Below are 12,018 nucleotides of genomic sequence, written 5' to 3'. Positions count from 1 at the left end.
GGTGTGCATTCCTGCCCTTCGAGCATAGGGGGTTACAGATTGGACTCCACCGCTACCCCCGGTGAACGCGCAGGTGGTTCCTTTGCTCTACAGCGCAATTCGACGGTGATGTCTCTCACTTAGCCCGACCTTAATTCGTGCCAGCGACGCTCGCTGCGACACGCGGTGTAGCGCACGTCACACAATTGCCCACACGCCGCCCAGCCGGCGTCTGCGCTGGAAGCGCGTAAGACTCGCTGATCCAACAGTTTTGCTACGCGGCGTTCAAGCGCCGTTTCCATGACCGCCGGTTGCCGTGTGGGCTAGAGTTGCGTCGATCGACGTCGGTGGACCGCGCGCATTGCTCAAGGTTCGACGTGTTTCGAGTTTGGCATTCGCGCGGTATGGGCAGTGGAGCCCGCCTTTACGGCCGCCACTCGGTCTGAATCCAATGAATCCAGCAAGCAACTTTGCAGGCAGGTGATAGCGAAAATGACTGTGATTGATGAGCGAACTACCACCCCTGGCGTGATCCCGACGGTCGCGCTCAACGATTCAGCACAGATGCCGGTCCTCGGCTTGGGTGTTGCCAAACTGTCCGACGCAGAAACGGAAAGCTCGGTGCTCACCGCGCTCGAACTCGGCTGCCGGCTGATCGACACCGCTGCCGCCTACGGAAATGAGGAAGCCGTCGGCCGCGCCATCGCTGCGTCGGGGATCCCCCGTGAGGAGCTCTTCGTCACCACCAAGCTCGGTACCTCCAAGCAGGGCTTTGACAGTGCCCAGGAGTCGTGCAAGGCCAGCCTGAACCGGCTCGGGCTCGACTACCTCGACCTCTACCTGATCCACTGGCCGGCCCCGACGCTGGGCAAGTACGTGGAAAGCTTCGAGGGCATGATCAAGGCACGGGAGCAGGGGCACGTCCGCTCGATTGGCGTCTCGAACTTCACCGAGGACCACTTGGCGACGGTGATCGAGGAAACCGCCGAAGTACCGGCGGTGAACCAGATTGAACTGCACCCACGTCTCAACCAGGCTGAGCTGCGTCAGGCGCACGCCGAGCACGATGTGGTCACCCAGGCCTACAGCCCGTTGGGGGTGGGCCGGCTGATCGACGAACCAACCGTCACCTCGATCGCCGCCGAGTACGGCCGCTCACCTGCCCAGGTGTTGGTGCGCTGGAACCTGCAGTTGGACAACGTCGTTGTCTCGCGGTCCTCGAAGCCCGAGCGTGTCGCCGAGAACCTCGACGTGTTCGACTTCACCCTGGAGCCCGAACACATGCAGGCCATCGACGCACTGCACGACGGCACCCGGGTGCTCCACGATCCGCTGGTGTTCACTGGGACGTAGCCACTTCGGTGGGGGGACCGAACCAGGCGGTCAATGCGTCAGCGAGGCCGCACTGTGCTCGGTCCCCCACCCAGGCAACGTGTCCGTCGGGCCGAATCAGCACGGCGCGGGGCGCGGTGACGACACCGAGGACCGGAAGTTCCCAGCCGCCACCATATTTCGCCTCGATCAACCGAACGCGATCGGCCCAGCGCGTGATGTCGAAGTCGCCGGGCTCGCCGAGGTTGAGCAGCACCGGCCGTGCCTCATGCAACAGGTGGTAGACCCGCATCGGGCCATGCGCGGTGACCAAATCCAGATCGGGCATCCGCCGTCCCACCAGCGGGTGGCCCTCGCCGAGGTCGTAGTGGATGTCCAGACCGGACATCATGGCGGCGAACCGGACCCGAGGCTCCGCCATGCTGACCAGCTCAGAAACCGTCTCCCCCAAGGCCCGGATGCGATCGTCTGATCGGCGAAGTGCAACTTGTGCCATCGTATGGCGCAGCACCCGCGCAGCGACCGGATGCCGCTCGGCATGGTAGGTGTCGAGGAGGCATGCTGGCGATATCGCCTTGACCACTTGGGCCAGCTTCCAACCGAGATTGACCGCGTCCTGTACACCGGTGTTGAGTCCCTGTCCGCCCACCGGGTAATGGACGTGGGCGGCATCGCCAGCGAGCAGGATACGTCTGTCGCGGTAAGCCGCGGCTTGGCGAGTCATATCGGTGAACCTGGAAATCGATGTGGGGCTGTGGATCCCATAGTCGGTCCCATACACGGCGATGAGCGCGTCGCGGAGATCGCACAGCGTGGGTTCCCCAGTGCTGACGACCTGCCGCTCGGTCACCATGACCCGAACCGGCCCGCCGTCCTCCAGCCTGCCGAAGGAGTGAACGCCGAGCGAGTCGCGGTGGATGCCCCATTGCGGCTCCTCGGTTGTCTCGACTTCGGCGATCAAGCTGCTTGTTGTCGGGTCCCAGCCGGGGAACTCGATGCCCGCTGCTTTTCGGACCAGACTGCGTCCTCCGTCGCAGCCCACGAGATACCCCGCCCGCAGCGATTCGCCGTCGGACAGCGCGACGTCGACGCCGGTGTCGTCTTGACCGATACCGATGGCCTCACGTTGGCGATAGATCGTCACCGCCAACTCGCCGACCCAATCGGCCAGAATGCGCTCGATGCGTTGCTGCACCAACGCCAGACCGTACGGGTGCCGGGTAGGAAAATCGCTGATATCAAAACGAATCCCGGCGAATCCCGCGACCTGCACGGTGTATCCCTGCGCGAGGAACCGATCGGCGATTCCTCGCTGATCCAGAACCTCGATGGTGCCGGCGTGCAGACCAAGCGCGCGAGCGCCAAGCAGGTCCTGGTTGACGCGCCGCTCGACAACGGCAACGTCGACTCCGGCCAACGCCAATTCACCGGCCAACATCAGCCCGGTCGGGCCTGCGCCGACCACCACCACCGCATGATCGGCATGACGCGGCTGATCCGTCGGCAAAACCTTTCCTACTTCGCACCCCCCATTACCCCGAGTTTTGGTTTCGGCCAGCCATTTTGCGGGGTAACCAGGGTCTTGCCGCAAGCCCCCCGCTCCGCTATATGTTGAAAGTGAGGCAGTAAATATTCGCATCGAATCGCACTATGCCCTCCACTGACGTTGGCGTTATCGGCGCCGGGATCGTCGGTTTGGCCACCGCCTATGCCCTGGTCGAACGCGGGGTCTCGGTGACCGTCTATGAGCGCGGCGTCCCCGGACAAGGTCAATCGGGGGGCGAGTCACGCATCTTTCGGCATGCGCACGACGATCCCCGCCTGGTTGCCGTCGCCAAGCGCAGCCGGTCGATCTGGGATGAGTGGTCCGAGCGGTTCGCGGTGGAATTGGTCTCCGACGACGGCGTGATGGCGATCGGGCCGACCGCCGACCAACGCCTTGCCGTGCTGCAATCCGTCGGCGGTATCCCCGCCCAGCGTGTCGGTGCCGACGAGTTGCGCGAGCGGTTGCCGATTCTTGCCGACTTCGATGGCGTCGCGGTGCTGGACGAACGCGGTGGCGCGATCCGCACCACCCGGGCGGTCTCGGCGCTCACCGGTGCGCTTGGCGACGCGCTGGTCACCGACGAGGTGTTGCTGGTGCGCTCCGCACCCGCCGGCACGGTCGAGGTCCGCGCCGGCGGCGTCGCCGCCGAGCACGCCCGGGTGGTGGTCTGCGCGGGCCGCGGCACCGCGGCGCTGGCGCGTGGGGTGGGCCTGGCGCTACCGATCCGCCTCGGCGCCCATATCCGCCTGACCTATGGCGTTCGTGGCGCGCCGCCACCGACGCTGGCGTGCCTGCAGGACAGCAGCGGCGCCTTCGGTGAGACCGGCGTCTACGCGGCGGCCGTGCCCGGCAACGGCCGCTACGCCGTCGGGCTCAGCGACTACGTCGATAGTCCGCAGGGCGGCCTGCTGGACCCGGCGGGCCTGGCCCGCTTCGCCGAGCGGGCCAGCGGCTATATCCGGCGGGCCCTGCCCGGGCTGGACCCGCAGCCCGTCGACGTGCGGCATTGCTGGGTGACCGAGCTGCCGTGGGGCTCGGACGGCGTGGCGGTCTGGGAAGCCGACAACATCATGTTTGTGGCGGGCCACAACCTGTTCAAACACGCGCCGGCGCTGGGCCGGGCGCTCGCGGCGGCGGCCGCCGGTGAGCCCCTGAGCGCGGAGCTTCGGCCCGACGCGCGGCTGGGCAGTGCGAGTGCGCAGCGATGATCTATCGCGCTGCGGGAGGCCGTCGAGTTTGCGCTGGCGGCCGCGAGACTGCGCGCACGACCTCGAGCCTGAATCCTTGGCTTCGAGACTGCAGTGAGAGCTACTTTGCGGGCGGAATCACGCCCTGGTTTCAGGCTGGGCGCCGTAGCCGCAGCCTCGGCGCCGTAAATACAGCCGGTCACCGCGGCTCGATGCGGCGGCGGAAACTGGCCGCCGGATGGACGGCCGCCCCCGCGCTGCGGACACGGTCGGCCAACGTGGCATCGGAGGTCACCACGGTGATCTCCTGCGGTCGATCGGCGGCCTGGACCAGCCGGACGATCTCGTCGTCGGCCGAGTTCGCACCGGCCCGCGGGGCCTGGCCAATCTCGATCACCGCTGACCGAATCGGCGGCGAGGCCGGCTGCTCGAAGACCACGGTCACCCGCTGACCGTCGGTCGCCGCCCACCGCTCGAGCTGATCCACCAGCCGCGCCATCGCGCCGCGGCGGTCCTTCCACCAGCCGTCCGGGCGACTGCCGATCACGTTCATCGCGTCAACGATCCACCGCACCGATCCGACGCTACTGTGCAGCAATGCGCCACGTCACCTACGAACTGCACGACCACGTCGCCACGATCACCCTCAACCGCCCGGAGGCCCGCAACGCCATCAACGGCGCGCTGCGCACCGACCTGAACGCCGCCTGGGACCGGTTCCGCGACGAGGAGGACGCCTGGGTCGGGATCCTGACGGCCCACGGCGAGGTGTTCTGCGCCGGCGGCGACCTCAAAGACGGCGCGGGCTCGGTCGGCACCTTCGGCGGCACGTTTTGGGAAAAGCCCACGATCAACTCGTTCGAATCGGGCATGGAGCTGTTTAAACCGACCATCGCCGCCGTGCACGGCCCCTGTGTCGGCTACGGGTTGACCGGGGTGCTGTTCTGCGACTTCGTCATTGCCAGCACCGAGGCCGTCTTCTCCTACCCGGAAGTGGCGATCGGGGTCCCGACCATCGTGGGAGCCATTCGGCTGCCGCAGCGGGTGGGTTGGGCCAACGCGATGGAGCTGTTGTTGACCGGCCAACCGATCAGCGCGCAGCGGGCCAAGGAGATCGGGCTGGTGTGGAAGCTGGTCGAGCCCGACGAGTTGCAGGCCACGGCGCGGTCATGGGCGCAGACGCTCACCCAAGCCGCCCCGCTGGCCCAGCGGGCGACCAAGGAGGTCGCGTGGCGAAGCGCGGATATGGGCTGGATCGAGGCGGTGCGGTTCGGCGAAACCATGCGCAAGGTCGCCGGCGCGACCCAGGACGTGGCCGAGGGCCTGCGGGCCTGGCAGGAGAAACGCAAACCGGACTGGCAAGGCCGCTGACAGCCGCACCGGCGAAGGTCCGTTCCGATTTATCCAAGCCGGCCGCACGCCGGCTCCCTACGCTGGCGTTGTGAGCCAGGATGAACACCGCCCCGCACGCTCGCCGGTCGTGCTCGCCGCCGGGCAGGGCCGCCGCTACGACATGGGACCGATCCAGGCGGTGTTCAAGTCCGACGGCGCCGAAACCGCCGGTGCCTACTCGATTTCGGAGTGGCGACTCGCCCCGCACACCACCGGGCCCGGCCCGCACCAGCATCCCGAGGACGACGTGTTCTACGTGACCGAAGGAACGCTGTCGGTCCTGGTCGGCGCGCACTGGATCGAGGCACCCGCCGGTGCGTTCGTGCTGGTCCCCGGCGGCGTCACGCACGACTTCCAGAACCGCAGCGACGAACCGGCGGCGATGCTCAACGTCTCCCAACCCGGCGACTTCGAGCAGCACATGCCTGGCATCGTCGGCTGGTTCCGCACTCATCCGCCGGGCTACGCCGGGCCACCCGCACCGCCACCGCAGTAACATGGGCCCCATATGTCACAGGCGGGTGGCGGGAGGACGGATGGGTCGCCGATGGAAGACCGACGCGGGCGTCGTGGCGCTTTCCGCTGCCGTCGCGCTGGGCGGGTGTGCACCCGCGGTTAGCCAGGCCGCCCCGGTTCCCGCGGTCAAGGATTTCTCCAAACCGGCGATCGTCATCCTGGGTTACGGGCTGAACCCCGATGGCAGCATGCGCACGATCCTGCGCCGCCGGGTCCTGACCGGGTTGGCCGTCGCCCAGTTCTTCCCGCAGTCCCCGGTCATCGTCACCGGCGGCAACCCGCAAAGCGGCAAGACCGAGGCCGAGCAGATGCGCAACATGCTGCTCATGCTGGGTTTCCCGGACAGCAGGATCCTCGTCGAGGACCGCGCCAACAGCACCGTGCAAAACGCGCAGTTCTCGGTGCCGCTGGCCAAACAAGCCGGGACCTCGGGCATCATCCTGGTGACCTCCACCACCCACCAGGGCCGCGCCGACGGGGACTTTGTCGACGCCGGCGGCAACCTGCTGGCGACGGTGAGCTACCCGGACGGCAACCCCAGCGTCAACGTCGCCCAGTTCGCCCGCGACGCGATCAGCCCGTTTATCGGCGTCGGTTAATCAGCCGACGGCCGCGATCGCCGCGTCGTAGTTGGGTTCGGTCGCGATCTCCGGGACCAGCTCGGTGTAGGCGACCTTCCCGTCGGCACCGATCACCACGACGGCCCGGGCCAGCAAACCGGCCATCGGACCGTCGGCGATGGTGACGCCGTAGTCCTCGCCGAAGCTGTCCCGGAACGCCGACGCGGTCGTGACGTTCTCGATGCCCTCGGCGCCGCAGAACCGCTTCTGCGCGAACGGCAGGTCCTTGGACACGCACAGCACGCTCAGGCCACTCGCGGCGGCGCGCTCGTTGAAGGTCCGCACACTGGTTGCGCACACCGGCGTGTCGACGGACGGAAAAATGTTGAGCAACACCGGCTTATCGCCGAACTGTCCGCTGCTGACCGCGTCCAGATCGGCGCCGGTCAGGGTGAAGGCCGGAGCTGGGGCGCCCACGGCGGGCAACTCGCCAACGGTGTTGATCGGATTTCCACGCAACGTTATCTGTGCCATCCGCCTAGTGTGCCAAGCGGCCCCGGGCACCCGGCAGGCAGGTGTGACCTAGCCGGTCCGCAACGTGCCGCTCAGATACTCACCGCGGCAGGCCAGCCGTGCCAGCTTGCCGCTGGTGGTGCGCGGGATGCTGCCGGCCGGAAGGATGCGCACGTCGGCGACCGGCACCCCGTGCCGCCGCAACACCGCCGCCTGGATCGCGGCGACCGCCGGCTGCGGGTCGGTGCGGCCGGTGCCCGCCGCCCGCTCGGCGACGACCACCAGGCGTTCCCCGCCGTCGGCCGTTGCCGGAACGGTGAACGCCGTGACATACCCGCGCCGCACCATCGTGGAGGCGTCGGCGACGGTCGCCTCCACGTCCTGCGGGTAGTGGTTACGTCCGTCGATGCGGATCAGGTCCGCGGTTCGGCCGGCGACATACAGCTCACCGTCGAGGTAGAACCCCAGGTCCCCGGTGCGCAACCACCCCCGGTCCAGCGATGAGCCCTCGGCGTGACCGTCGGCGCCGCGGGTGGACCGCAGCCGCGCCCCGCACGTCGACCGGCTGTCGTCGGGCCTGCCCCAATAGCCGTGGGCCACATTGTTTCCCTGCAACCAGATTTCACCGACCCGACCGTCGGGAAGTTCGTCGCCGTGCGGGTCGACGATGACGGCCCACAGGCTGCGGGCCACCTGGCCGCAGGGCACGTGGGCCACCGCGCTCGGGGTGTCCGCGGCGACCGGCACCGCCCGGCCGGCACCGAGTTGCTCGCGGTCCAGGTACACCGCGGTGGCCGCCGCGGTGGGGGCGATGGTCGAGACCAACAGGGTGGCTTCGGCAATGCCGTAGGAGGGTTTGATCCCGGTGGGCGGCAACCCGTAGCGGCCGAACGCCGTATTGAAGGTCTTGATCGCGTCGATGCTGACCGGTTCGGAGCCGATGATCATCACGACGTTGCGCAAATCGATGTCGGCGCCGGCGGCGGGTTGGCCGCGTTGCGCGGCCCATTCGTAGGCAAAGTTCGGCGCCGCGGTAACGACCCGGCCCTCCCGGGAGCCGGCCGACAGCGCCTGGATCCAGCGCTGCGGCCTGCGGATGAACGCCGTGGGTGACATGAGGGTGGAATGGCCGCCATACACCGCGGGAAAGCCGATCATGGATAACCCCATGTCGTGGTAGAGGGGTAACCAGCTGACGCCGTGGGTGTTCCGGTCCAACAAGTCGATCGCCAGGATCATCTGCAGCAGATTGGTGCCGACCGCCCGATGGGTGACCTCGACGCCGACCGGGGGCCGGGTCGAACCCGACGTGTACTGCAGATAGGAGATGGCGTCGACGTCGAGCTCGACGGGGGCAAACGCTTCCCCGGCCGCATCCGGCACCTGGTCGATCACGACGACGTGGGGTCGTCGCAGCCGGGTCTGCTTGTCCAGGAACGCCTCGACGGCGGTCCGCCTGGCCGCGGTGGTCAGCACGACGGCGGGTTGGGCGTCGTTCAGTGCCGTATCGAGGCGTTCGGCGTGACCGGGCAGTTCGGGGGCAAACAGGGGCACCGCGATCGTTCCGGCCTTGATGGCGCCGAAGAACCCGGTGATGTATTCGATGCCCTGCGGGGCCAGGATGGCGACCCGGTCGCCGGGCGCCGTGATGCGTTGCAGGTGGGCACCGATCGCCCGCAGCCGCACGCCGAGTTGCGCCCAGGTCAGCTCGATGAGCTGCCCGTCCTCGCAGCTGGTGTGGTCCAGGTAGCGGTAGGCCGCCGTATCTGCGACATTGGCGATATTGCGGTCGATGAGGGAAATCAGCGTGACCCCGGGCGGCAAGGCGATCCCGCCGTCGGCGTCGAGGCAGTCCTCAATCCGGAACAGGCCGGTGGGTGCCACAACGTCGTGCTCAGAACCGCGCGTCATGGGCGCAAGTCTAGGTTTGGACCTCAGCCGGTGGGTTCGCTGATCTTGACCAGCATCTTGCCGATGTTGGCCCCGGTGAACAGCCCGTTGAGCGCGTCGACGCAGGACTCGATGCCCTCCATCACCGTTTCCCGGTGGACCAGCCGCCCGTCGGCCTCCCACTGGCGAAGCGCGGCGAACGCCTCATCGAAGCGGCTCCACTGGTCCAACGCGTTGAATCCCTGCATCAGCGCGGTTTTGGACAGCAGGTTCACGTAGTTCGCCGGCCCCGGATGCTCGCCGGTCAGATAGCTGGAGATCACCCCGCACAGCACCACCCGGGCCTTGGGCGCCAACCGGCCCAGCACCGCGTTGAGGATCGGCCCGCCGACGTTGTCGAAGTAGACGTCGACCCCGCGGGGGCAATGCTGCTTGAGCGCGGCCGGCAGGTCGCCCTGGCGGTAGTCGAGGCAGGAGTCGAACCCGAAGTCCTCCACGACCGCCCGGCACTTGTCTGGGCCGCCCGCGATGCCCACCACCCGGGCCCCGGCGATCTTGGCGATCTGCCCGGCCACCGAGCCGGTGGCGCCGGCCGCGGCCGAGACCACTACGGTTTCGCCCGGCTGGGGACGGCCGATGCCGGTCATCCCGAAGTAGGCGGTGGCCCCGGTCGGGCCGTAGACCGACATGATGGCCAGCTGATCGGTCGCTTCGGGGATCGGCGTGGTGAACAGGTCATCGCGGACGATCACGTACTGCTGAAAGCCGGTCAAGGTGGTGACCACGTCGCCGACGGCATAGGCGTCGCAGCGCGACGCCACCACCTCGCCGATCCCGGCCGCCCGGATCACCTCGCCGAGCTGCACCGGCGGGAAATAGCTGGGCTGGTCGTCCAGCCAGGTCCGTGCCGCCGCGTCGATGCCCACGTAGGTGGTCCGGACCAGTGCTTCCCCGTCGGCGGGTTCGGGGACCGGCGACGTCACCAGCTCGGTGTCCCCGGGCCCGACCAGCCCCGTCGGGCGGCGTCGTAGCACGATCTGCAGATTCGTCGGTTCCGTCACGCCGCCGAAACTACCGAAAGCGCAGGGTACTTCGGGTGATTAAGCCGGATCGCGCCGCCGCGAACCGCAGCGCCGCCACGCGGGATCGCCCCCACATGTTTCGACCGGACGATTCCAGGCTATATCGTGCAATTGTGCCTCAGATGAATCGCCGCAGCGTGATGTTGATGATGGGGATCGGCGCCGTAGCGGCCACCACCCCACTCCCGCAAGCACGGGCCAACCCCGCTCCCCCGCTGTCACCGGCGGGTCCGGCGCCCGCGCCGGCCGCACCGCCCGGAAGCTCGTCCGCGGGCGGCTTCATCTTCCACGACGAGTTCGACGGACCGGCCGGTTCGGCCCCCGACCCCTCGAAATGGACGATCTCGAATCACCGGACCCCGATCAAGAACCCGGTGGGCTGGGACCGTCCGGAGTTTTTCGGGCAGTACCGGGACAGCCGCGAAAACGTGTTTGTCGACGGCAATTCCAACCTGGTGCTGCGCGCGACCCGGGACGGCGACGGCTATTTCGGCGGTCTGGTGCACGGCAACTGGCGTGGTGGCATCGGCACCACCTGGGAGGCCCGGATCAAACTCAACTGCCAAACCGCCGGCTGCTGGCCGGCCTGGTGGTTGTCCAATGACGATCCCGGCCGGGAGGGCGAGATCGACCTGATGGAGTGGTACGGCAACGGGGAGTGGCCGTCGGGAACCACGGTGCACGCCGACCCGTTCGGTACCGCGTTCGAGACCCATCCGATCGCGGTGGACGGGGCCTGGCACACCTGGCGCTGCACCTGGGATCAAAACGGCATGTACTTCTGGCAGGACTACGTCAGCGGCGCCGAGCCCTACTTCACCGTCCCGGCGGTCGGCATCGAGGATCTCGAAGAGCCGGTCCGCAAATGGCCGTTCAACGACCCCGAGTACACGGTGTTTCCGGTGCTGAACCTGGCGGTCGGCGGTTCCGGCGGCGGCGACGCCACCAAGGGCAGCTACCCCGCGGACATGCTCATCGACTGGGTGCGCGTCTTCTAGGAGTTCGCGCCCCGCGCGTGGTCAAAATGGCCGGTCGTGCAGCACCATGGTGACGAACCCGTAGACCATGCACGCCAGCAGGTTCAAGGTCGCCAGCACCAAACCCGCCACGATCAGCCACTGAATGCCGCGCCGCTTGAGGCGCATGATGGCCGCTTGGCGTTCCTCGCGGCGGGTCTCGGTGGCGACGAGCGCAAACTGAATGGCGATCAGTTCGTCGGGGGTGGCGGCCGCTCCGGCCGCGGTTTGCTGCAGCCGCGCCGCGGGGATGTCGACGCCCACCCGGGCGAAACGCCGACTCATGCGCCGCGCCTGGCCGCCGCCGAGACCAGAACCTCGGGTGGGTTGACCGCGCCCCGGTCCGGCCCATCCGCCGCCCCACAGGTTTGACGGCGCCGCCATAACCTCTCACTCTAGGCCTTCGCCGGTGATTTGGGAGTACATCCTGGGTTTCACCGCGGTGCCCGCGCCGACCCGGTCAGCGCTGCACCGGTGGCGCTCTGCAGCAGGCAGATGACCGTACTGGGTTCGGGATCCGAGCCGGTGCGGTCTTGCTCGGAGTCGATCAGGTAGCTCACCGCCAGTGCGCTGCGGTCCAGCGACTGCCCGGTGTAGGACGTGAATCCGGTGGCACAGCGTTCGTTGGCGACGTCGGCGGTCGCGGCGTTGACGCCCACCGCGGTGCGCGAATACACCTCGGCCCGATGCGGTGCCGCGCAGTCGACGACGCTGACGGTCACCACGCTGGGGTCGGTCGGCGGCGGTTCGGCCAGGCACTCGCCCACGTCGAGATCCACCCACTTGACCGCCCGCGGCGCCGCGGTCGCCGGCGGCCCCGCGCTCGACGGCGTGGCCGGCACCGCGGTCGTCGTCGCCGACGACGCCGAGGGCTGCACGCCGTGATCGGCACCCGCACCGCACGCCGTCAGGAATGTCGCCGCCGTCGCGTACGCGGCGAGGCTCCGCAGCACCCGAGCGCACCGAATCCGCATTGGCCTCCTTGCAAACACCGGCCGCCGTCGT

13 protein-coding genes are annotated in these 12,018 nt (G+C 68.2%); 6 read left to right on the top strand and 7 right to left on the bottom strand.

Annotated elements, in window-relative coordinates; genetic code table 11:
- Positions 1 to 471 precede the first annotated feature (471 nt).
- Entirely contained in the window at positions 472 to 1,332 is an 861-nt protein-coding gene (locus ACAG26_RS12795; protein ID WP_370482675.1) for an aldo/keto reductase, read from the top strand.
- Here ACAG26_RS12795 and ACAG26_RS12790 read toward each other — a convergent pair.
- Positions 1,319 to 2,818, bottom strand: coding sequence for an FAD-dependent monooxygenase (locus ACAG26_RS12790; RefSeq protein ID WP_370482673.1), 1,500 nt, complete (start codon positions 2,816 to 2,818; stop codon positions 1,319 to 1,321). The genes ACAG26_RS12795 and ACAG26_RS12790 overlap by 14 nt on opposite strands.
- A gap of 143 nt (positions 2,819 to 2,961) precedes the next feature.
- On the opposite strand from ACAG26_RS12790, the gene ACAG26_RS12785 reads away from it, so the two are divergent.
- Positions 2,962 to 4,065 (top strand): NAD(P)/FAD-dependent oxidoreductase, encoded by a 1,104-nt coding sequence (locus ACAG26_RS12785; protein ID WP_370482671.1) that lies wholly within the window; start codon positions 2,962 to 2,964, stop codon positions 4,063 to 4,065.
- Positions 4,066 to 4,243: 178 nt separating this feature from the next.
- Here the strand turns inward: ACAG26_RS12785 and ACAG26_RS12780 are convergent, their stop codons facing one another.
- Positions 4,244 to 4,618, bottom strand: a complete 375-nt coding sequence (locus ACAG26_RS12780) for an NYN domain-containing protein (RefSeq protein WP_370482669.1) — start codon at positions 4,616 to 4,618, stop codon at positions 4,244 to 4,246.
- 23 nt (positions 4,619 to 4,641) lie between these two features.
- On the opposite strand from ACAG26_RS12780, the gene ACAG26_RS12775 reads away from it, so the two are divergent.
- The 3 genes from ACAG26_RS12775 to ACAG26_RS12765 all read left to right on the top strand — a co-directional run bounded on the left by ACAG26_RS12775 (position 4,642) and on the right by ACAG26_RS12765 (position 6,551).
- Positions 4,642 to 5,415: an enoyl-CoA hydratase/isomerase family protein gene (locus ACAG26_RS12775; RefSeq protein ID WP_370482667.1), complete on the top strand. Its 774-nt coding sequence runs from the start codon at positions 4,642 to 4,644 to the stop codon at positions 5,413 to 5,415.
- A 70-nt stretch (positions 5,416 to 5,485) separates the two neighbouring features.
- Complete coding sequence (locus tag ACAG26_RS12770) at positions 5,486 to 5,932, top strand: cupin domain-containing protein (RefSeq protein WP_370482666.1); 447 nt, start codon at positions 5,486 to 5,488, stop codon at positions 5,930 to 5,932.
- A gap of 40 nt (positions 5,933 to 5,972) precedes the next feature.
- A complete protein-coding gene (locus tag ACAG26_RS12765) occupies positions 5,973 to 6,551 on the top strand; it encodes a YdcF family protein (RefSeq protein WP_370482664.1) in 579 nt (192 codons plus the stop codon).
- Here ACAG26_RS12765 and tpx read toward each other — a convergent pair whose 3' ends face one another.
- The 3 genes from tpx to ACAG26_RS12750 are packed head-to-tail and all read right to left on the bottom strand — an operon-like array spanning position 6,552 to position 9,976.
- Positions 6,552 to 7,046 (bottom strand): thiol peroxidase, encoded by a 495-nt coding sequence (tpx, locus tag ACAG26_RS12760; protein WP_370482663.1) that lies wholly within the window; start codon positions 7,044 to 7,046, stop codon positions 6,552 to 6,554. It lies immediately after the preceding gene.
- A 48-nt stretch (positions 7,047 to 7,094) separates the two neighbouring features.
- Positions 7,095 to 8,936, bottom strand: a complete 1,842-nt coding sequence (locus tag ACAG26_RS12755) for a fatty acyl-AMP ligase (protein WP_370482661.1) — start codon at positions 8,934 to 8,936, stop codon at positions 7,095 to 7,097.
- Positions 8,937 to 8,959: 23 nt separating this feature from the next.
- The gene (locus tag ACAG26_RS12750; protein ID WP_370482659.1) at positions 8,960 to 9,976 is read right to left on the bottom strand and encodes an NADP-dependent oxidoreductase; all 1,017 of its coding nucleotides are present in this window, start codon (positions 9,974 to 9,976) and stop codon (positions 8,960 to 8,962) included.
- Between the two features lie 95 nt (positions 9,977 to 10,071).
- On the opposite strand from ACAG26_RS12750, the gene ACAG26_RS12745 reads away from it, so the two are divergent.
- Positions 10,072 to 10,995: a family 16 glycosylhydrolase gene (locus tag ACAG26_RS12745; RefSeq protein WP_370482657.1), complete on the top strand. Its 924-nt coding sequence runs from the start codon at positions 10,072 to 10,074 to the stop codon at positions 10,993 to 10,995.
- A 21-nt stretch (positions 10,996 to 11,016) separates the two neighbouring features.
- Here ACAG26_RS12745 and ACAG26_RS12740 read toward each other — a convergent pair whose 3' ends face one another.
- Positions 11,017 to 11,298 (bottom strand): hypothetical protein, encoded by a 282-nt coding sequence (locus tag ACAG26_RS12740; RefSeq protein WP_370482655.1) that lies wholly within the window; start codon positions 11,296 to 11,298, stop codon positions 11,017 to 11,019.
- A 149-nt stretch (positions 11,299 to 11,447) separates the two neighbouring features.
- The gene (locus ACAG26_RS12735; protein ID WP_370482653.1) at positions 11,448 to 11,987 is read right to left on the bottom strand and encodes a hypothetical protein; all 540 of its coding nucleotides are present in this window, start codon (positions 11,985 to 11,987) and stop codon (positions 11,448 to 11,450) included.
- Positions 11,988 to 12,018: the final 31 nt, after the last annotated feature.

It is taken from the genome of Mycobacterium sp. pUA109 (assembly GCF_041287095.1).
GTDB lineage: Bacteria > Actinomycetota > Actinomycetes > Mycobacteriales > Mycobacteriaceae > Mycobacterium.
The sequence above is the reverse complement of the archived record's forward strand: the minus strand, read 5'-3'. Positions and strand labels throughout refer to the sequence as shown.